Genomic DNA, 20,385 nt, shown 5'->3' on the forward strand with positions numbered 1-20,385 from the left:
CTTCACTTCTTGATGTCGCGGGCGATGGACTCGGCGGCCTTGAGCCCGGAGACGTACCCGGCCTCGTGGGAGCCGATCAGGTCGTGGCCGATCCTGGGCGAGTGGAAGTACGAGCCGGCGAGCTTGATCCGGCCGGTGTCGTTGACGGCGTAGATGGTGCGCTGCATGGAGCGCACGTCCAGGTCGATCACCGGGTGGGTGAACGGCAGCTCGCGGATGACCAGTTCGTCGCGGGGGACGACCGGGCAGTCGAGGGTGACGAAGTAGTCCTCGCGGGCGGTGAAGCCCTGCAGGGAGTTCATGTAGTACGCGACCCAGGTGCGGGTGCGGCCGTCGACGGTCTTCAGGCCGTAGTTCCAGCTCTGCCAGCGGGCGCGTTCCGGCGGCATGCCCGACGGGTCGGTGTGCAGGACGGCCCGGGTGGAGCTGTACCGGACCTTGCCGAGGATGTCGGCCTGCAGCGCGGTCGGCCGCTCCAGCATCGCCAGGGTCTGGTCGGCGTGCGAGGCGAGCACCGCGTAGTCGTAGCGCTCCTCGCCGTCGGCGGTGCCGATGACGACGCCGCCGTCCGGGCCCGCCTCCTCCCGGACCCCGGTGACCGGGCTGCCGGTGCGGACCGTGCCGTTGACCGCGGCGACGACCCGGCGGACGTACTCGACGCTGCCACCGGAGACGGTCTTCCACGCCACCGAGCGGCCGCCGAGGCCGCCCGGGTCGTGCGACATGAAGAAGGCGATGACGGTGGTGGCCGGCATCTCCCAGATGAGCTCGGCCGGCACCGACCAGACGGCGGTGGCGAGCAGCACCACGTAGCCGTACTTGAAGGCGTCGGAGTAGCCGCCCCGGTCCAGGTACTCGCCGAGGGCCATGTCGGTGCGCTTGCGCAGGAAGTCGCGGGGGGCCTCGCGGTGGAAGCGCTCGGCGTCCCGCCACAGCGGCAGGAAGTCAGCCGGGTAGCGCCGCGCGATCTCCTCCTCGGTGAGCTCGAACTCGGCAGTGCCGTAGTCGAGTCCGCGGTCGAGGTCGAAGAAGTCGAAGCCGCCGGTGTGGTCCAGGGCCGTGGCGCCGATCTCCTGGAAGAAGGCGCTCAGCTGCGGGTACGTCCGGGAGTTGAAGACCACGAAGGCGGTGTCGATCCCGATGGTGCGGCCGTCCTCCTCCACCTCGACGGTCAGGGCGTGGCCGCCGGGCCGGTCCTCCTTCTCGTAGACGGTGACTTCGACGTCGTCGGGCAGGTGGTACGCGGCGGACAGGCCGGATATGCCGGCCCCGACGACAGCGACACGGGTGGTCATGACAGGCAGCCCCTCGGCTCGAGCAGTTCTCAGGAACCGGTCGCGTTGGGCGACGGCGGCTGGAGCGCAGAGGGCTGGGACCTCTGAAGGCGTGAAGTCGTCCGTGTCCCGCGCGGATCGGCGCGGCGGGCGGCGCACTGGGAACGTAGGGCGGCCCGGGCCGGAGGGTCAAACACCGCATCATCGACGGTTTCCGGCCCATCGGGGCCGCCGATGCGCCCCGTCCCGGGTGTCCGGATCGGTGCCCGGGGGGCACCGGGGGCGCGAACAGGCCAACTGCCGCGCGGACCGGCCTATCGGCCTCCCGGAGGTGTCCGGAAGGCCCGCGGGAGGGACTCATGTGGGTGGCGGGGGTTCCCGCCGTGACGGCGCGCACCGGCCGCGCACCCGTACCGAAGAGGAGAGAGCTGCCATGCCCACCATTCCCTGGATGCCTGGGGCCGCCGCCAAGGAGTCCGCCGGCTCCGGTGAGGCCGTGGTCATGGCCTCCAAGCTCCAAGTGAAGTCGCTGCTGAGCGTGCCCCGTTTCTTCCTGCTGTCGCTGGTGGTGTGGAAGCAGGTGCGGTCGGCGCCCGGCGTGGTCGGTGCCTCGCTGCGGGCGGAGCCGCTGAAGAGGACCTTCTGGACGCTGTCGGCGTGGCGGGACCAGGAGGCGCTGGACGCCTTCGCCCGCACCGACCCGCACGCGCGGATCGTGGCGCGGCTGCGGAAGGTGATGGACCGCTCGGTGTTCGTCTTCTACCCCACCGCCCGCGACGCCCTGCCCGTCGCCTGGGACGACGCCACCCGGCGCCTGGCGGAGAAGGAGCGCGCCCAGTGAGCACCGTGACGGGCGCAGCGTCCGCGCAGGCGCCGCAGAAGCCGGTGATCCCGCGCGGCCGGCTGGTGCTGCTCGCCGCCTGCCTCGGGCTGTTCATGTCGTTCATCGAGGTGACGGCGGCGATCTCCACGCTGCGCGCCTTGCAGGTCGACATGCAGGTCGCCCCCGCCGACCTGAGCTGGGTGTCCAGCACCTACACCCTGGTGGTGGCCGCGTGCGTGCTGTCGGGCGGCGCGCTCGGCGAACGCTACGGGCGGCGGCGGGTGTTCCTGACCGGCGTGGTCGCGCTGGCGGCCGGCTCGCTGGTCGTGGCCACCGCCGGCGGCTTCCCGCAGGTGCTGGTGGGGCGGGCGGTCAGCGGTGTCGGCGGGGCGCTGGTGCTGCCCACCTCGCTGGCGATCATCACCACCACCTTCTTCGTCGACCTGCCGCGCATGCTGCGCTCCATCACGGTGTGGGTGTCGGTGTCCGGACTCGGCCTGGCCCTCGGGCCGCTGCTCGGCGGCGCCCTGCTCGACCGCTTCGACTGGCCCGCGGTCTACCTGGTCAACACCCCGCTGGCGGTGGTCACGGTGGCCGTCACGCTGTACGCGGTGCGCGAGTCGAAGGTGCCCGACCGGCCGCTGGACCTGCCCGGCCAGGGCCTGTCCGTGCTGGGCCTGGGCACGCTGGTGTACGGGATCGCGGTCGGCGGCCGCGCCGGGTACGACGACCCGGTGGTGGTGGCGGCGCTCGCGGTGGGCGTCGTGTCGCTGGTGGCGCTGGTGCTGGTGGAGCGCCGTACGGACGTGCCGATGCTGGACGTGCGCATGATGGGCTCGGTGCGGGTGTCGGCGGCGCTGGTGGTGGCCGCGGCGGCGCTGTTCGCGTTCGTCGGCGTCATCTTCCTGCAGGTGCTGTTCCTGCAGCGGGTGCAGGCCGTGGCGCCGATGGCCACGGGCGTGCGGCTGCTGCCCGCGATGGTCTTCTTCGTGCTGTCCACCCTGGTCGCCCAGCGGCTCGCCGGGCGGGTCGGCGCCGCCCGGCTGCTGGCGGCCGGTTCGCTGGTGACGGCCGCCGCCGCCGTGGTGCTGGTGCGGCAGCAGCCGGACAGCGCGTACGCGATCACGGCGGTGGGCCTGGCCCTGGCCGGTCTGGGCAGCGGGCTGGTCGTCGCGCCGTCGACGGCGGCCGCCTTCGCGGTGGTGCAGCCCGCGCAGATGGGTGCCGCGTCGAACGCCGTGACCGCGTTCCGGCAGATCGGTTCGGTGCTGGCGACCTCGGTGCTCGGTGCCGTCCTGGCGGTCCGTTTCATCGGTGCGCTCCCGGAGCGGCTGACGGCCGCCCATGTGCCGCCGCCGGTCGCCGACGCGGTCGTGGCGGTGGCGCGCAGCGGCGGAAGCGGCAGCGGCCGCTCCACACCCGCGGTGACGGACGCGATCGGCGCGTCCTTCACGGTCGGCATCCACACCGGCCTGTGGGTCGTCGCCGGGGTGTCCTTCGCGGCGGCCGTGCTGGCCGCGGTGTTCCTGGCCCGCAAGCCGGCCGCGGCGTAGCGCGGACCCGGGCCCGCTGACGGCACACGGCGCGGTGGGGGCGGCGCCCCCACCGCGCCGCCGGTCAGCGGCGGAAGCGCCGCACCGCCGCGACGAGCACCGCGCCGGCCACGAGGGCGACGCTCGCGACGCCGCCCACGCTGGTGAGGACCTCGTCCCGGGGGCCGGTGTCGGCGAGTGCGGGACCGCCTTCGGAACCGGACGCGGTGCTGTCGGCGGCCTCGCGGATCATGCGCACGACGGCGTCGGGGTGGGAGAGCATCGCGACGTGCGAGGAGTCGACCTCGACGGTGTGCGAGCCCGCGCGCTTGGCCTCGAAGCGTTCGAGGGCCGGGTTGATGGCGTGGTCGGCGGAGGCGACCAGCGCCCACGAGGGGATGGTCCGCCACGCTGCGCCGGGCGCCTTGTCGGTGAACGCCCGCAGGGCGATGGGCCGTTGCTCGGCGGACATCAGCCGGGTCGCCGCCACGGGCAGGTCCGCGGCGAAGACCTTGCGGAAGACGGAGTCGCGGATGTAGATGTCCGTGCCGCTGCCCGACCCGTCCCGGTACGGCACGGGACGCTGCGCCGAGGCGAGGTCGCTCGGTGCGAACTTGGCCGAGAGCGCGCCCAGGGTCTCCCCCGCGTCCGGCATGAACGCCGAGACGTAGACCAGTGCCTTGACGTTCGGGTTGCCCGCCGCGGCACCGCTGATCACCGCGCCGCCGTAGGAGTGGCCCGCGAGCACGATCGGGCCGTCGATGCTCTTCAGCACACTGGCCACGTAGGTGGAGTCGCCGACCAGGCCCCGTAGCGGGTTGGCGGGGGCGACGACCTTGTAGCCGGCGTTCTCGAGGCGCTCGACGACCGGGCTCCAGCTCGACGCGTCGGCGAAGGCGCCGTGCACCAGCACCACGGTCGGCCGGGCACCGCGGCCCGCGGCGGCGCCGTCGGCGACCGACGAGGCGAGGGCGGGGGCGGCGGCGAGCGCCGTCGAGGCGAGGGCCGCGACGAGCGCTCCCGCGCGGGCTATGTGGCGTCGGTGCAGCGGAGCGGGGGAGGACGGCCCAGCCATGCTGTTCTCTCTTCCGGCCGGAGGGGCTGCTGTCGCCTCCCAGCCTTGGCCCGCCGCGGCCGTCCCGCTCGTTCCCGGGGGACGGACGAGTGACGGCGGGTCGTCCGCCCTTCGCGTGGGCTCCGCGGACGTGAAACACCGGCGTCATCGAACACGGATATGATCCGCCTCACACAAGATCCCGGACGGCCGGAAAAGGTGCGCTCCCGCATGCCTTCCTGCCGTGCCGCATGCATGAGGGGAGCGTCCGATAGCCCTCCGAATATGGCTCAGCAGCGCGGGGGTGGCCACCACCCAGGTGATGCGGATGCTGCGCGGCAACCCCGACTCCGTGGACGTCCGCGTCTACGGGAGCAATGTCGATCCCTCGGCACCCGCCCTGGCCGCCTGCGACGTGGCCGAGGTGGAGCCCCGCCACGTCGGCGACGACGCGTACGCCGAATTCGCCCTCGACTTCTGCCGCAGGCACGGCATCGACGTCCTCGTCCCGCCGCGCCGGCTGACCGCGCTCGCCGGGCGGGCCGGCGACTTCGCCGCCGCGGGGACCCGGCTGATGTGCTCGCCACCGGCCTCGGTCAAGGTGCTGACCAGCAAGAGCCGTACGTACCAGGAGGCGCTCGCCGCCGGCATCCCCGTGCCGCCGTGGCGGGTGGTCCGGGACGCCGACGGCCTGCGGGACGCGGTGGACGAGCTCGCCGCGACCGGCGAGACCGTCTGCATCAAGCCCGCCGGCGAGTACTCGGCCTTCGGCTTCCGCATCCTGGAAGACCGGCCGATGGACATCCGTGACCTGCTCGCCCCCGCCAGGCCGATGGCCTCGGTCGAGGCGGTCGCCCAGGCGATGAAGCGGGCCGCCGACGAGGGCGAGCACGTGCCCAGCATGATCGTCATGCCGTACCTGGAGGGCCCCGAGGTCAGCGTCGACTGCCTGTCCGCCCCGGGCGGGGAACTGCTCGCCGCGATCCCCCGGGCCAAGGAGGGCCGCTACCGGCTCCTGCTGGACGACCCCGCCATCACGGAGATCGCCCGTCGCCTCGTCAGGCACTTCGGCCTCGCCTACCTCTCCAATGTGCAGCTGCGCCACCGCAAGGGCGAGCCCGTGCTCCTGGAGGCGAACCCGCGCCCCTCCGCCGGGATCTTCCAGACCGCCTTCACCGGCGTGAACCTGCCCTGGGCCGCCGTCCGCCTGCTCACCCAGGGCCACGCCGGGCTCCGCGCCGCCCCCCGCCTCGGCGGCCGCGTCGCCGTAACGGAAGCGGTCACCGAGGTCCCAAACGTCCCTCGCCTCCCAGACGTCCCGGAGGTCAACGTGGCGTGAGCCGGGGCCGGGGGGCACGCTGGAGGGAGGAAGGCAGGTGGCAGCTCATGAGCAGACTCGAAGAGCAGATCGACCTGAACGTGCCGACCGAGGTGGCGTGGCAGCACCTGCACCGCCTGGAGGAGTACCCGCAGTTCGTCGCGGGTGTCCGGGAGGCCGGCGCCACCGGGGACGGCAAGGCCCGGCTCGGCGTGTCGGGGACCGGTGGCGGCTTGCTCGACGCGGAGTTCTCCGACCGCACCAAGGCCCGGAGCGACACCCGGGAGATGACCTGGCGCACCAGCGGCGGTGCCGAGATCACCGGGACGTGCTCGGTCCTCCCGATCGACGAGCAGCACAGCCGCGTCCAGGTGCGCATGGAGTACGACCCCGCCGAGATCCGCGACGCCTTCGGCGGCCCCAAGGGCTTCGCCCAGGTCAGCGCGATCGAGCGCACGGTCCGTGACGACCTCGAACGCTTCAAGGACCTCGTCGAGCGCGAGCACTAGCCGGCACTGCGCGCGGTCCGTGCGGCCCGCCGCGCACGGACCGCGACGGGCCGCAAGCGTGTGCCGCTGGGCCGTGTCGTCACATGCCCTCCCCCAACCTTCGGCCCGGGGGTGGCCCCACCCCGCGACGCTCCCCAAGCCGGCGCTGGGAGGTGCCCCCAGGCACGGCACTCCCCCAGCCTTCGGCCCGGGGGAGTCGTCGAATCGTCCGAGTAGCCCACTACGAGGACGACTCTCCGCCTTGCGATGCACCGCACCTGGGGGCACCTCCCAGCGGACCGGTGTGACGACACGACCTAGAGGCGGACCCCGTGCCGCCGCAGGTAGGCGACCGGGTCGACGTCGGAGCCGTAGCCCTCGCCGGTGCGCACCTCGAAGTGCAGGTGCGGGCCGGTGGTGTTGCCCGTGGAGCCCGAGCGGCCGACCTGGCGGCCGGCGGCCACGGTCTGGCCGGTCCGTACGGTCAGCGAGGACAGGTGGCCGTACTGGGTGTACATGCCGTCGTGGTGCCGGATCACGACCTGGTAGCCGTAGGCGCCGCCCCAGCCGGCCTCGACGACCGTGCCCGCGGCGACCGCCTTGACGGAGGTGCCGGTGGGCACGGCGAAGTCCTGGCCGGTGTGGTAACCGCTGGCCCAGTGGGATCCGCTGCGGTGGTACGGGGTGCCGAGCGCTCCGCCGACCGGTGCGACGAAGGTCCGCGCGGCGGAGGCGGGCGCGGCGTGCCGCTCGGCGGGCTTGGCGGTCTTCGCGGGCTTGGCGGGCTTGGCGGGCTTGGCGGGCTTGGCGGGCTTGGCCGGCTTGGGGTCCTTCGCGGGCTCCGCTCCCGGCACGGACAGTTCCTGTCCGGGGAGGATGAGGTCGGGGTCGGCTCCGACGACCCGGCGGTTCACGGCGTAGAGCCGCTGCCAGCCGCCGTGGACGTCCTGCTCGTCGGCGATCCCGGAGAGCGTGTCCCCGCTGACGACCGTGTAGGAGTCGTCCCGCGCCGCGGGGGCACGGTCCGTCCCGGGCTTCTCCTTGCGTTCGGTCTTCTTCGCCGGGGCCGCCGCACGTCGCGGCGGGTCCTGCGCCTGCGGTCCGCCCCGGGTGAGCCCGGCGCGCTGCGAGCAGACGGGCCACGCCCCGGGACCCTGCCCGTCCAGGACCCGTTCGGCTATCGCGATCTGCTCGGACCTGGTCGCCAGGTCGGCCCGGGCGGCGAACTTCCCACCGCCGTAGGCCTTCCACGTCGACTGGGCGAACTGCAGCCCGCCGTAGTAGCCGTTGCCGGTGTTGATGTGCCAGCGGCCGCTGCTCTCGCACTGGGCGACCTTGTCCCACGTGCCGGTCGTGGCCGCGCCCGCGCCCGTGGCCGCGACCAGCGGCAGCGCGAGTCCCGCTCCGGAGGCGGCGGTGACGGCGACCGACACCGGCGAGAGCCGGCTCGGCGGCTGGGGTCTGCGGTGGCGACCGCGCACGGGCCGTACGGGCATGGGGGGACCACCTCTCGGCTCCGGACACACGGCCGTACAAGTACGACAGAGGGATCTTGTCGCCGCAAGGGTGCTTTTGAGACTCTGTCGTCCCAAATCGTGCGGCCCGGAACCGGGTTGGCGCGGTGGCGCCCCCGTCAGGACGTGCGGGGCGGCAGCGGGAGCGGCAGGCCCGGCAGCCCGTCGAGACTGACCGCGACGTACGGCTTGCCCACGCAGTAGTCGCTGAAGGACTCCTCGGTCTCGCGGGAGAAGCGCTGGGTGTGCAGGGGCCGTTCCTCCCGGAAGTCCATGCAGGGGACGGCGAATCCGCAGCTGTCGCTGATGCGTTCGGCGGTGACGAGGATGACGGCGCGCAGGTCGGTGCGCGCCCGGATGTCGTCGGAGAAGTGCGGGAGCAGGTCGTCCCAGCGCGGGTCGTCGCGGAAGACGGGCTCGCCGCGCCCGTGCACCCGCACGATGGTCGGGGGCCCGGTGAAGGCGCACCACATCAGGGTGATGCGGCCGTTCTCCCGCAGGTGGGCGATGGTCTCGGCGCCGCTGCCGCCGAGGTCGGCGTAGGCGAAGGTGCGGTCGTCGAGGAGGGCGAAGGAACCGTCGAGGCCCTTGGGCGACACGTTGACGTGCCCGTCGCCGGACAGGGGCGCGGTGGCGGTGAAGAAGACCTTCTGCTCCTCGATGAACGCGCGCAGGCGCCCGTCGATGCGTTCGTACGTCTTTCCCATGCCTGTGATTCTGCGGCGGCGGCCCGGCTTCCGCCGCACCTTTTCGGCCGTGGACGGGTCAGCGCCGCCGGGGACGGCGGGGGCCGTCGTCCGCTCCGTCCCGGACGACGATGCCCAGCGCGGCGGCCAGCGCCGGGGCCAGGTCGAGCAACTGGGCGCTGCCGATGACGGCGCCGCGCAACGAGTCGTGCCCGTCGGCGAGGTCGAGGCGGGTAGCGCCGCGCAGGTCGGTGGCGTCGAGCTCGGCACGGCCGAGCCGCAGGCGTTCCAGGGCGGTGCCGGGGAAGGAGACGTCCTTCAGGCGGGCGCCGCCGAGGTCGACGTCGCGCAGCACGCAGTCCTCGAAGACGACCTCGTGCAGCCGGGCCGAGCGCAGGTTGACGGAGTCGAACTTGCAGCGCCGGAAGACCACCCGCCGCAGCACCGCGCCGAAGGCCTCGACACCGGCGAGCACGCAGGAGTCGGCGGTCGCGTCCATCCAGTTCGTCTCGGCCGCCGAGGTACCGACGAAGCGGTCGCCCTGCAGCCAGACCTCGTTGAAGCGCGCCCGGCGCAGGCTGCCGCCCTCGAAGACGGTGTCGGTGACCGCGCACTCCAGGAAGACGGCGCCGCCGGCGTCCTGTTCGCCGAAGGTGAGGCCGTCGAAGTGCACGGTGTCGTACCGCTCCTCGACGCCCAGCCCGGGCTCGTCGAACGGCTCCAGTGCCTGCGCGTACGGCAGCTCGGACAGGGACTGCGGCGCCTTGAAGGTCATGGCGGCCACGCTAGTGGCCCCCTGTGACAACGCCACCTCCCACGAATATGAACGATTTGTCCGGGATGTCTTGCTACGTTGCGTCCCATGACCGCCCCCGCCCCCGGGACCTCGCCACCGGCCCTCGCCGTGCCCGCCGTCCGGCTGCCCCGGCGCCGTGGCGTCGAGCTGGCGCTGCTGGTCGGCGCGGTGCTGATCCCGGTGTACGGCTACTGCGCCGTGGGCCTCGCGCACGACGGCGCCGTACCGCAGGGGGCGGCCGGCTACGGCGCGGCGCTCGGCGGGCTGGCGCTGGTGGCCCATCTGGCGGTGCGCCTGCGCGCCCCGTACGCGGACCCGCTGCTGCTGCCGATCGGGGTGCTGCTCAACGGACTCGGCCTGGTCCTGATCTACCGCCTCGACCTGGAGACCCCCGACGCCGCCGCCCCGGCGCAGCTGGTCTGGTCCGGGCTGGGCGTCGCCCTGTTCATCGCGGTCGTCCTGCTGCTGCGCGACTACCGCGCCCTGGCCGGGTACGCGTACCTGGGCGTCGTGGCGGCCCTGGTGCTGATGATCGTGCCGAGCCTCTTCCCCGCTGTGAACGGCGCCAGGATCTGGATCCGGGTCGCGGGCTTCTCCTTCCAGCCCGGCGAGTTCGCGAAGGTGCTGCTGGCGGTCTTCTTCGCGGCGTACCTCGCGGACAACCGCGCCGCGCTCGCGTACGCCGGCCGGCAGGTCCGGCGGTTCCGCCGGCTGCAACTGCCGACCGGCCGGGTGCTGGGCCCGGTGCTGGCGGTCTGGACGATCAGCCTCGGCGTGCTGGTGGTGGAACGCGACCTGGGGACCTCGCTGTTGTTCTTCGGCCTCTTCGTGATCCTGCTCTACGTCGCCTCCGGCCGCACCGGCTGGATCGCGATCGGGCTGCTGCTGTCGGCGGCGGGTGCCTTCCTCGTCGGCTCGCTCGAACCGCACGTGCACTCCCGGGTAGCGGACTGGCTGCACCCCTTCGCCAGCATCGAGGCCGGGCAGGGGCCGGGGCAGCTGGCGCAGTCGCTGTTCGCGTTCTCCGCCGGAGGGCTGCTCGGCACGGGCCTGGGCGAGGGGCACTCGATCCTGATCGGCTTCGCGGCCAAGTCCGACTTCATCCTGGCCACGGCGGGCGAGGAGCTGGGACTGACGGGGCTGACCGCGCTGTTCCTGCTGTACGGACTGCTGGTGGCCCGGGGCTACCGGACGGGGCTGGCAGTCCGCGAGCCGTTCGGCAGACTGCTGGCCGTGGGGCTGGCCTCGATCGTCGCGCTGCAGGTCTTCGTGATCGCGGGCGGGGTGACGGACCTGATCCCGCTGACCGGGATGGCGATGCCGTTCCTGGCGCAGGGCGGTTCGTCGGTCGTCACCAACTGGGTGATCGTCGCGCTGCTGATCCTGCTCAGCGACACCGCCCGACGCCCGCCGCCCGGCCCGGACACCGGCCGGACCGCCGGCCGGGCCACCAGCGGCGGGTCGGCCGCGGCGTGACCCCGTACGCCCGCCGGGCCGCGGCACTGTGCCTGCTGCTCCTCGTCGCCCTGCTGGTGAACGCCATCCGGGTCCAGGTGGTGCGGGCCCCCGCGTACGACGCCAACCCCGCCAACCGGCGGGTGCCGATCGACCGTTACGCGCAGCCGCGCGGCGACATCCTCGTCGGCAGCCGGCCCGTGACCGGCTCCCGGTCCACCGGCGCCCAGCTGGACTGGGTCCGCACCTACGCCGACGGCCCGCTCTACGCGCCCGTGACCGGCTTCTCCTCCCAGACGTACGGCACGGCCCTGCTGGAGGCCGCCGCGGACGACGTCCTGTCCGGCTCCTCCCCCGGGCTGTCGGCGCTCCCGCTGTGGAACGCGGTCAGCAGGGCGCCGCAGCGCCCGGGCGACGTCCGCACCACCATCGACCCGGCCGCCCAGCAGGCCGCGTACAAGGCGCTGGGCGGCAAGAAGGGCGCGGTCGCCGCCCTCGATCCGGCGACCGGCCGGATCCTGGCGCTGGTCAGCACGCCCTCCTACGACCCCGCGACGATCGCCGGCACCGGCCCGGAGGCGCTCGGCGCCTGGCACCGGCTCGTCACCGCCGAGGACCAGCCGATGCTCAACCGGGCGCTGCGCCAGACGTACCCCCCGGGTTCGACCTTCAAGACGGTGACGGCGGTCGCGGCGCTCGCCTCCGGGGTGGTCACCGACGTCGGGAAGCCCACCGACTCCCCGGACCCCTATCGCCTGCCGGGCACGACGACGACGCTGGGCAACGAGTCGGCGTCGGCGGGCTGTGAGGACGCGCCGCTGCTCCACGCGTACGTCGTCTCCTGCAACACCGTCTTCGGCAAGCTCGGCGACGACGTGGGGCTGCGGGCGATGCGCGAGACGGCCGAGGCCTTCGGCTTCAACGACCCCTCCATCGGGGTCCCGTCGCACCCCGCGGTCAGCGTCTTCGACCGCCGCATGGACCGGGCGCAGCTGGCGCTGTCGTCCATCGGGCAGTACGACACCCGGGCCACCCCGCTGCAGATGGCGATGGTCGCTGCGGCCGTGGCCAACGACGGCACGCTGATGTACCCGCACCTGGTGGACCGGACCACCGACGGCGCCGGCCTCCCGCTGGAGATCACCGGTGAACGGGCCTACCGGCAGGTGATGGACGCGACCGTGGCCTTCGTGATGCAGGACATGATGGTCGCCGTGGTGCGGCACGGCACGGGCCGCAACGCCGCCCTGCCCGGCGCGGTGGTGGGCGGCAAGACGGGCACGGCGCAGCACGGCGAGGACAACCGCGGGAACCCGTTCGCCTGGTTCATCTCCTGGGCGAAGGAGGGCCGGGGGGCCCCGGCGAAGGTCGCCGTCGCCGTCGTCGTGGAGGACGCCGCCGCGGACCGCGCCGACATCAGCGGCGGCGGCAAGGCGGCCCCGGTCGCCCGCGCCGTGATGCGCGCGGTGCTGGGACGCTGATCCCGTGGCCGGCCGCGGTCAGTCCTGGGCGCCCAGCGCGATGGCCTGCTCGACCTCGGCGGCCCGCTCGGTCTCCTCCTGGGCGAAGCGCTCGGCGTCGAGCTTCTCGGCGATCTCCTCGTCCTGCGCCATCAGCAGGTCGAGGTTGGAGTCGCCCATCTCCAGGACGCCCATGTCGACGTAGGCGCGCTGCAGCCGCTCGCCCCACAGCCCGATGTCCTTCACGCACGGAACGATGCGGCTGAACAGCAGCCTGCGGAAGAGCTGCAGGTACTCCGAGCGCTCGCTCAGCTCCTCGGCCTCCTGCCGCGGGATGCCGAAGTCCTCCAGCACCTCGGCGCCGCGCAGCCGGTCGCGCATGAGGTAACAGCCCTCGATGACGAACTCCTCGCGCTCGCGCAGTTCGGCGTCGGACAGCTGCCTGTAGTGGTCGCGCAGCGCCATCCGCCCGAAGGCGACGTGCCGGGCCTCGTCCTGCATGACGTAGGCGAGGATCTGCTTGGGCAGCGGCTTGTCGGTGGTGTCGCGCAGCATGCCGAAGGCGGCCAGCGCCAGCCCCTCGATGAGCACCTGCATCCCCAGGTACGGCATGTCCCAGCGGGAGTCGCGCAGGGTGTCGCCGAGCAGGGCCTGCAGCGAGTCGTTGATCGGGTAGACCATGCCGACCTTCTCGCGCAGGAAGCGGGAGTAGATCTCGGCGTGCCGGGCCTCGTCCATGGTCTGGGTCGCGGAGTAGAACTTGGCGTCGAGGTCGGGCACCGACTCCACGATGCGGGCGGCGCAGACCATGGCGCCCTGTTCCCCGTGGAGGAACTGGCTGAACTGCCAGGAGGCGTAGGCACGGCGCATGTCGCGCTTGTTCCGCTCGGACATCTTGTCCCAGTAGGGGGTGCCGTAGACGGTCATGTTCTGGTCCGGCACGCCGAGCGGGTCGTACGGGTCGACCTCGATGTCCCAGTCGATGCGGGTGACCGCGTCCCACTGCTTGTCCTTGCCCTTCTGGTAGAGGGCGAGCAGCCGGTCGCGCCCGTCGTCGTACTCCCAGGAGAAGCGGGCGGCTCCGGAAGCCGGGATCTCCCACAGGTTGTCCTGCGACGGCATTGGCGTCTCCTCGACTCTTGACGGGCTTGCTGACACACAGTCTCATAAGAGCATGACCGCTGGCACCCCTCTTGCAACGCGTGAAAAAGTGGCGGAGCGGCTGCTCGACGCCTCCGCGAAGCACTCCTTCGACCCCGACACCGAGCTGGACTGGGACGCCCCGTTCGAGGACGGCACGTGGTTCTGGCCGCCCGAGCTGTGCTCCCTGTACGACACCCCGCTGTGGAAGCACATGTCGCAGGAACAGCGGATCGAGCTGAGCCGGCACGAGGCGGCGTCGCTGGCCTCGATCGGCATCTGGTTCGAGATCATCCTCATGCAGCTGCTGCTGCGGCACTCCTACGACCTGGACCCCACCAGCGGGCACGTCCGCTACGCGCTCACCGAGATCGCCGACGAGTGCCGCCACTCGAAGATGTTCGCGCGGCTGGTGACCCGGCTCGGCACACCCGTCTACAAGCCCTCGCGCACGGACCACAACCTCGGGCGGGTGCTGAAGACCGTCTCCACCACACCCGGTTCCTTCACGGGCACCCTGCTCGCCGAGGAGATCCTCGACTGGATGCAGCGGCTGACCTTCCCGGACGAGCGCGTGCAGCCGCTGACCCGTGGCGTCACCCGCATCCACGTGGTCGAGGAGGCCCGGCACATCCGCTACGCCCGTGAGGAGCTGCGCCGCCAGATTAGCTCGGCTCCGCGCTGGGAGATCGCCTTCACCCGGATCTCCTCCGCCGAGGCCGCACGGGTGATCGCCCGGTCGCTGATCAGCCCCCAGGTGTACGCCTCGGTCGGGCTCGACCCCCGGCACGCCGCCGAGCTGGCCCGCACCAGCCCGCACCGCCGCGACGTGATGCGGCAGGCGGCGCGGAAGCTGATGGACTTCCTGGAGGAGATCGGCATGTTCGAGGGTCCGGGCGTACGGCGCATGTGGCGCAGCTCGGGACTTCTCGGGTAGCACGGCGCGCGGGCGGATACGCTGGCGTTCATGAACGGCAGTTCGACGCCGGCGCCCGCCGCCGCCCCCGCCTACCGCCGGCTGAGCGTCGAGCAGCGCCGTACCCAGTTGCTCGCCGCCGCCGTGGACCTGTTCGGGCACCGCAGGCCCGAGGACGTCTCGGTCGACGACGTGGCCGCGGCCGCCGGGGTCTCGCGTCCCCTGGTCTACCGCTACTTCCCCGGCGGGAAGCAGCAGCTGTACGAGGCCGCCATGCGCAACGCCGCCGAGGAACTGCGGACCTGCTTCGTGGAGCCCGCGGAGGGCGAGATGACCCAGCGCCTGTCCAACGCGCTGGACCGCTACCTCTCCTACGTGGACGAGCACGACGCGGCGTACTCCGCCCTGCTGCGCGGCGGCAGCGTCGCGGAGACCAGCCGGACCGATGCCATCGTGGACGGTGTCCGGCGCGGCGCGGCCGAGCAGATCCTGATGCACCTGGGCGCGCCGCACCCCGGACCGCGGCTGGCGATGATGGTGCGCTCCTGGATCGCCAGCGTCGAGGCCGTCTCGCTGACCTGGCTGGACGAGGGCAAGCAGCCCCCCGCCCAGGAGCTGCGGCGGTGGCTGGTGGACCACTTCATCGCGCTCCTGCTGGTCAGCTCCACCACCGACCAGGAGACCGCCGAGGTCGCACTGGCCGCCCTGGAGCGGGAGAGCGCGGGCAGCCCCGCCGGGGACCTGGCCCGCCGGGTGACCCCGCTGGCCCAGGCAGTCGCACATCTGCTCCCACCTGCCGTTTCCTGAACGTGGCCCCCTCCCCAGGGCCTACCCTGACCCCGTGAGGCATGAGGACACGGAATTCGTCGGAGGGCCGCTGGACGGCCGGGTGCTGGGGGTGCTGACCGGCATCACCGGGCAGCCCCCGAAGGTGTACGAGGTACCGGTGCCGCAGGAGGACGGCGCACCCCCCGTCGTGCACGTCTATCATCGCGAGCCCAGTCCCGGCCCGCGCGCGCAGCGCCGTACGCGCTGGGTCTTCGTCTACGACCCGGAGGGGAACCGGCCGGAGAAGCCGCGCTGGCCCTGGTCGAAACCGCGGACGTGAGCCGCCGGGGCGGTCGCGGGGCGGACCGCCGCCGGACGGGTGATCCGGGTGACCGGCCACGGGGATGGTCCGGACCATTGACAGGATTGGTCCAGACCTGTTTGCTGCGAGTTGTCATGCTCACTTCTTCTCGCCCCCGAAGGAGCGGCCCCCCATGAGACACCTCGTCGCCGCGACGGCGACCCTCGCCTGCACCGCCGTCCTCGGCGGGCTGGTCGCCCTCGCCCCCACGGCGCACGCCGGTGAGTTCCTGGTCAACGGAGGCTTCGAGTCGGGCAACCTGTCCGGCTGGAGCTGCGACTCCGGCACCACCCAGGTGGTGACCGGGCAGGCGAAGAGCGGCAGTCGCGCCCTCGCCGGCACCCCGAGCGGCACCGGGACCGCGCAGTGCAAGCAGACGGTGGGCGTCGCCCCGAACACGGCGTACACCTTCTCGGCGCAGGTCAAGGGGAGTTACGTCTACATCGGCGTGGACGGCGGCACCAGCACCTGGACCCCGGGCACCGGCGGTGCCTACCAGCAACTGAACGTCAGCTTCACCACCGGCCCGACCCAGACCAGCGCGACGGTCTACGTCCACGGCTGGTACGCGCAGCCCACGTACTACGCCGACGACCTGTCGCTGACCGGGCCCGGCGGCCCGACGCCCAGCCCGACCCCCACCGACCCGACGCCGACCCCCACGCCCACTCCCACCCCCACGCCGACCCCCACCCCGACCGATCCGACGCCGTCCTCCCACGCCCTCGTGGGCTACCTGCACTCCAGCTTCGCCAACGGCTCCGGCTACGTCCGCATGGCAGACGTCCCCGCGAGCTGGGACTACATCGACCTCGCCTTCGGCGAGCCCACCTCCACCACCTCCGGCGACATCCGCTTCAACCGCTGCCCGGTCGCCGAGTGCCCGAACGTGGAGTCCGACGCGGAGTTCAAGGCCGCGATCAAGGCCAAGCAGGCGCAGGGCAAGAAGGTGCTGATCTCCATCGGCGGCCAGAACGGCCAGGTCCAGCTCACCACCACCGCCGCCCGCGACGCCTTCGTCAGCTCCGTCGGCAAGATCATCGACACCTGGGGACTGGACGGCCTCGACATCGACTTCGAGGGCCACTCGCTCTCCCTCAACGCCGGTGACACCGACTTCAGGAACCCGACGACCCCGGTCGTGGTCAACCTGATCTCCGCGCTGAAGACCCTCAAGGCCAGGTACGGCGGCGCCTTCGTGCTGACCATGGCCCCCGAGACCTTCTTCGTCCAGCTCGGGTACCAGTTCTACGGCCCCGGCCCGAACGGCGCCCAGGACCCGCGGGCCGGCGCGTACCTGCCGGTGATCCACGCCCTGCGCGGCGACCTGACGCTCCTTCACGTCCAGGACTACAACTCCGGGCCGATCATGGGACTGGACAACCAGTACCACCAGATGGGCGGCGCCGATTTCCACATCGCCATGACCGACATGCTGCTCACCGGCTTCCCGGTCGCGGGCAACACCTCCCGGGTGTTCCCGCCGCTCTCCCCGTCGCAGGTGGCCGTCGGCCTGCCCGCCAGCAGCAACGCGGGCAACGGCTGGACCACCCCGGCCGAGGTGAACAAGGCGCTCGACTGCCTTACCCGGCAGGTCAACTGCGGCGGCTACGCCACCCACGGCACCTGGCCCGCGCTGCGCGGCCTGATGACCTGGTCCGTGAACTGGGACAAGTACAGCAACTGGGAATTCCAGCGGAACTTCGACACCTATTTCGGATGACGCCGGACGAACGGGTGGCTCCGCGACCGGCGGAGCCGCCCGTTCCGGCCCGTCCCTCTGTCGTAGCCGACCCGATCATGTAAGGATCTACCCGCAGGTATCGGTGGAACAGGCGGAGGTGACGGGATGTCAGCAGCACACCGGCCCAAGGAGTGGGTGCGCAGGGCACTCGTCTGCGGGACGCTGCTGGCCGCCGCGGCGCTCGGGATCCCCGCCCAGGCCTACGCCGCTCCCGACGATCCGGCGCCGGACGACCGGACGCTCGTCGTGCTGCTGGAGCAGCTGCAGGACCTCTACCACAAGGCCGAGCAGGCCACCGAGACCTACGACCAGGCCAAGGCCGAGCTCGAGGAGAACCAGAGCAAGGCCGACCGCCTCGACCACCAGCTCGCCGAGGAGCGCACCGCGCTCAGTGACGCCCGCGCCCTGGCCGGGCAGCTGGCGCGGGAACAGTACAAGTCCGGTGGCGTCTCCCCGTACCTCAACCTGCTGCTCAGCAACGACCCGCAGGACGCCTTCACCCAGGGGCACATGCTCGACCGCGCCGCCGGCAGCCAGGCCGAGCTCGTCGCCCAGCTGGAGAACGGCGAGAAGCGGATCGCCGCGCTCAACCGGGCCCAGCAGCACGCGCTGGACGGCTCGGAGCAGCTGGAGGAGAAGCAGCGCGAGGCCAAGGAGGACATCGAGCGGCAGCTGGCCGACGTCGAACGGATCCTCGCCGGACTGACCGGCGCCCAGATCGAGGACCTCCAGCAGCTGGAGCAGCAGGGCATCGACCAGGCGCAGGCGGCCTTCCTGCGGTCCGGCCGGCTCGGCAGCACGGCACTCGCGCCGTCGAAGGCCGGCAACCGGGCGCTGAGCTTCGCCTACGCCCAGATCGGCAAGCCCTACGTCTGGGGTGCCGAGGGCCCGAAGGCGTACGACTGCTCGGGCCTGACCTCACAGGCCTGGGAGCACGCGGGCACCACCATCCCGCGCACCAGCCAGGAGCAGTGGAAGCAGCTGCCGCACGTCCCGCTGAACCTGCTGCGCCCCGGCGACCTGGTGGTCTACTTCCCCGGCGCCACCCACGTGGCGATGTACATCGGCAACGGCATGGTCATCCAGGCCCCTCGCCCGGGTGGCTTCGTCAAGATCTCCCCGATCGCCGCCAACCCGGTCCTCGGCGCCGTCCGGCCGGACTCCGACGACCCGTCGATGAAGCACTACGTCTCCCCCGTCGCCCCCAAGTCGGCCCACGACCCGACCCCGCTCGGCGGCGCCTCGAACTCCTGAGGCCGCGGTGTGACCAGGACCTCAGCGGCATCGGACAGACCTGTCTGTTAGTTTTGCCGTGAGGGGCCCGCCGGGCCCCGGCGAGGACCACGGTGAGCACCATGCCCACGACGGCGAAGCGCCCCCCGGCGCGCGAGCGCATACTGACCACGGCCGAGGCACTGTTCGCCGCGCACGGCCTGCGCGGCGTGGGGATCGACCGGATCATCGCCGAGTCGGACGTGGCCAAGTCCACGCTCTACGTCCACTTCCCCTCCAAGGACGAACTGGCCGCCGCGTACCTGCGCAGGGTCGACGACTCCTGGCGGGGCAGGCTGCGCGCCGCCGCGCTGGCGGCCGGGGACGATCCCCGCGAGCAACTGGTGGGCCTGTTCGACGCCGTCTCCGCCTCGTACGAGCGCCACGGCTTCCACGGCTGCCCCTTCATCAACGCCGCCGCGGAGAGCGAGCCGGGCAGCCTGCCGCACGAGGTGACCTTGACGCACAAGCAGGCCGTGCGGGCATGGGTGCGCGGGCTGGCCGAGGCGGCCGGCGCCGCGGACCCCGACGAGCTGGCACTGCAGCTGACCCTGCTCGTCGACGGCACCCTGGCCGCGGGCAAGCTCGAACAGGACCCGGCGATGCCGGCCGCAGCCAAGGCCGCGGCGCGGGCCGCGGTCGAGCGGGCCTGCCCGCCCACCGTCTGATCCCGGCCCCGCCCTCGTCCGCACCATGAGGACGAGGGCGTTCCTTCGACCCGAATCAAACAGACCTGTCCGTTCGAAAGGACATCCGATGACCTCCTCTCGCCCCCCGGTGGCCACCACCATGCGCGCGGTCCTGCTGGAAGAGTTCGGCAGCCCCCTCGTCCTCGGCGCGATCCGCACCCCCGCACCCGGCCCCGGCCAGGCGCTGGTCCGGATCGCGGCCTCCGGGGTGAACCCCCTGGACACCAAGATCAGTGCCGGGAAGGCCGCCCACGCCCGCATCCGGCCGCCCGCCGTGCTCGGCCTCGACCTGGCCGGTGTCGTCGAGGAGGTCGGGGCGGACGTCACCGGCCTCGCACCCGGGGACGAGGTCTTCGGCATGACCGGCGGGGTCGGCGACCTCCAGGGGTCACTGGCCGAGTACGCGGCCGTGGACGCCCGGCTGCTGGCCCGCAAGCCCGCCGCGCTGACGATGCGTCAGGCAGCGGCGCTCCCGCTGGTCTTCATCACCGCCTGGGAGGGGCTGGTGGACCGGGCGGGCGTGCACGGCGGACAGAAGGTGCTCGTCCACGGCGGGGCCGGCGGCATCGGGCACGTGGCCGTCCAGCTCGCCCGGGCCCGCGGCGCCGAGGTCTTCGCCACCGGCTCGCCGCGCAGCCTGGAGACCATCGCCGCCCTCGGGGCGACCCCGATCGACCGCACCGCGACCCCGGTCGACGCCTACGTCGCCGAGCACACCGGCGGCGAGGGCTTCGACGTCGTCGTCGACACCGTCGGCGGGGAGACGCTCGACGCCTCCTTCACCGCGGTGCGCACCTACACCGGTCATGTGGTGAGCGCCCTCGGCTGGGGCAGCCACAGCCTCGCGCCGCTGTCCTTCCGCGGTGCCAGCTACTCCGGGGTCTTCACACTGCTGCCGATGCTCACCGGCCGCGGGCGCGAGCACCACGGCGAGATCCTGCGCGAGGCCGCCGCCCTCGCCGAGGCCGGGGCGCTGCGGCCGCTGGTCGACCCGCGCCGCTTCACCCTGGCCACGGCCGCCGAGGCGCACGGCGTGGTCGAGCGCGGCGAGGGCCGGGGCAAGGTCGTCGTGGACGTCGCCGGGTGACGGTGCCC

General features: G+C 72.7%; 19 protein-coding genes. 13 read left to right on the plus strand and 6 right to left on the minus strand.

The annotated features are described in order from the left end of the window. Window positions 1-2 precede the first annotated feature (2 nt). Window positions 3-1,295: an NAD(P)/FAD-dependent oxidoreductase gene (locus ABZ312_RS03625; RefSeq protein ID WP_500436360.1), complete on the minus strand. Its 1,293-nt coding sequence runs from the start codon at window positions 1,293-1,295 to the stop codon at window positions 3-5. 412 nt (window positions 1,296-1,707) lie between these two features. Here ABZ312_RS03625 and ABZ312_RS03630 point away from each other — a divergent pair, with 412 nt between their 5' ends. Next, a complete protein-coding gene (locus ABZ312_RS03630) occupies window positions 1,708-2,115 on the plus strand; it encodes an antibiotic biosynthesis monooxygenase (RefSeq protein ID WP_500325496.1) in 408 nt (135 codons plus the stop codon). Beyond that, window positions 2,112-3,650 carry an MFS transporter gene (locus ABZ312_RS03635; protein WP_500436362.1) on the plus strand — a complete coding sequence of 513 codons (1,539 nt, stop codon included), beginning with the start codon at window positions 2,112-2,114 and terminating at the stop codon, window positions 3,648-3,650. Before ABZ312_RS03630 ends, ABZ312_RS03635 begins: the two co-directional genes overlap by 4 nt. Before the next feature lie 64 nt (window positions 3,651-3,714). Here the strand turns inward: ABZ312_RS03635 and ABZ312_RS03640 are convergent, their stop codons facing one another. Next, complete coding sequence (locus ABZ312_RS03640; protein ID WP_500325500.1) at window positions 3,715-4,704, minus strand: alpha/beta fold hydrolase; 990 nt, start codon at window positions 4,702-4,704, stop codon at window positions 3,715-3,717. Window positions 4,705-4,987: 283 nt separating this feature from the next. On the opposite strand from ABZ312_RS03640, the gene ABZ312_RS03645 reads away from it, so the two are divergent. Both ABZ312_RS03645 and ABZ312_RS03650 read left to right on the plus strand, forming a co-directional pair. Then, a complete protein-coding gene (locus ABZ312_RS03645) occupies window positions 4,988-6,022 on the plus strand; it encodes an ATP-grasp domain-containing protein (RefSeq protein WP_500436364.1) in 1,035 nt (344 codons plus the stop codon). A gap of 47 nt (window positions 6,023-6,069) precedes the next feature. Then, window positions 6,070-6,510: an SRPBCC family protein gene (locus ABZ312_RS03650; protein WP_499513952.1), complete on the plus strand. Its 441-nt coding sequence runs from the start codon at window positions 6,070-6,072 to the stop codon at window positions 6,508-6,510. A 296-nt stretch (window positions 6,511-6,806) separates the two neighbouring features. On the opposite strand, the gene ABZ312_RS03655 is transcribed toward ABZ312_RS03650, so the two are convergent. The 3 genes from ABZ312_RS03655 to ABZ312_RS03665 all read right to left on the minus strand — a co-directional run bounded on the left by ABZ312_RS03655 (window position 6,807) and on the right by ABZ312_RS03665 (window position 9,464). Continuing rightward, the gene (locus tag ABZ312_RS03655) at window positions 6,807-7,985 is read right to left on the minus strand and encodes a transglycosylase family protein (RefSeq protein WP_500436366.1); all 1,179 of its coding nucleotides are present in this window, start codon (window positions 7,983-7,985) and stop codon (window positions 6,807-6,809) included. A gap of 137 nt (window positions 7,986-8,122) precedes the next feature. Next, complete coding sequence (locus ABZ312_RS03660) at window positions 8,123-8,710, minus strand: pyridoxamine 5'-phosphate oxidase family protein (protein ID WP_500436368.1); 588 nt, start codon at window positions 8,708-8,710, stop codon at window positions 8,123-8,125. 58 nt (window positions 8,711-8,768) lie between these two features. Next, window positions 8,769-9,464, minus strand: coding sequence for a pentapeptide repeat-containing protein (locus tag ABZ312_RS03665; RefSeq protein ID WP_500325508.1), 696 nt, complete (start codon window positions 9,462-9,464; stop codon window positions 8,769-8,771). A gap of 87 nt (window positions 9,465-9,551) precedes the next feature. Here ABZ312_RS03665 and ABZ312_RS03670 point away from each other — a divergent pair, with 87 nt between their 5' ends. Beyond that, window positions 9,552-10,961, plus strand: coding sequence for an FtsW/RodA/SpoVE family cell cycle protein (locus tag ABZ312_RS03670; RefSeq protein WP_500325510.1), 1,410 nt, complete (start codon window positions 9,552-9,554; stop codon window positions 10,959-10,961). Then, window positions 10,958-12,421, plus strand: coding sequence for a penicillin-binding transpeptidase domain-containing protein (locus tag ABZ312_RS03675; RefSeq protein WP_500325512.1), 1,464 nt, complete (start codon window positions 10,958-10,960; stop codon window positions 12,419-12,421). The genes ABZ312_RS03670 and ABZ312_RS03675 overlap by 4 nt, the downstream gene beginning before the upstream one ends. Before the next feature lie 18 nt (window positions 12,422-12,439). On the opposite strand, the gene ABZ312_RS03680 is transcribed toward ABZ312_RS03675, so the two are convergent. After that, complete coding sequence (locus ABZ312_RS03680) at window positions 12,440-13,522, minus strand: ferritin-like domain-containing protein (protein ID WP_500325514.1); 1,083 nt, start codon at window positions 13,520-13,522, stop codon at window positions 12,440-12,442. A 52-nt stretch (window positions 13,523-13,574) separates the two neighbouring features. On the opposite strand from ABZ312_RS03680, the gene ABZ312_RS03685 reads away from it, so the two are divergent. From ABZ312_RS03685 to ABZ312_RS03715, 7 genes are all read left to right on the plus strand, one after another. Continuing rightward, window positions 13,575-14,477: an AurF N-oxygenase family protein gene (locus ABZ312_RS03685; protein WP_500436370.1), complete on the plus strand. Its 903-nt coding sequence runs from the start codon at window positions 13,575-13,577 to the stop codon at window positions 14,475-14,477. Window positions 14,478-14,507: 30 nt separating this feature from the next. Continuing rightward, the gene (locus ABZ312_RS03690; protein ID WP_499513944.1) at window positions 14,508-15,263 is read left to right on the plus strand and encodes a TetR/AcrR family transcriptional regulator; all 756 of its coding nucleotides are present in this window, start codon (window positions 14,508-14,510) and stop codon (window positions 15,261-15,263) included. A gap of 34 nt (window positions 15,264-15,297) precedes the next feature. Continuing rightward, window positions 15,298-15,564, plus strand: coding sequence for a DUF8847 domain-containing protein (locus ABZ312_RS03695; protein WP_499513943.1), 267 nt, complete (start codon window positions 15,298-15,300; stop codon window positions 15,562-15,564). Between the two features lie 154 nt (window positions 15,565-15,718). Continuing rightward, the gene (locus ABZ312_RS03700; RefSeq protein ID WP_500325520.1) at window positions 15,719-17,308 is read left to right on the plus strand and encodes a chitinase; all 1,590 of its coding nucleotides are present in this window, start codon (window positions 15,719-15,721) and stop codon (window positions 17,306-17,308) included. Between the two features lie 126 nt (window positions 17,309-17,434). After that, a complete protein-coding gene (locus tag ABZ312_RS03705) occupies window positions 17,435-18,583 on the plus strand; it encodes a C40 family peptidase (protein WP_500325522.1) in 1,149 nt (382 codons plus the stop codon). A gap of 101 nt (window positions 18,584-18,684) precedes the next feature. Beyond that, window positions 18,685-19,269, plus strand: a complete 585-nt coding sequence (locus ABZ312_RS03710) for a TetR/AcrR family transcriptional regulator (protein WP_500325524.1) — start codon at window positions 18,685-18,687, stop codon at window positions 19,267-19,269. 88 nt (window positions 19,270-19,357) lie between these two features. After that, window positions 19,358-20,377 (plus strand): zinc-dependent alcohol dehydrogenase family protein, encoded by a 1,020-nt coding sequence (locus ABZ312_RS03715; RefSeq protein WP_500325526.1) that lies wholly within the window; start codon window positions 19,358-19,360, stop codon window positions 20,375-20,377. Window positions 20,378-20,385 lie beyond the last annotated feature (8 nt).

The organism is Streptomyces sp. NPDC006207, from assembly GCF_040613835.1.
Taxonomy (GTDB): domain Bacteria; phylum Actinomycetota; class Actinomycetes; order Streptomycetales; family Streptomycetaceae; genus Actinacidiphila.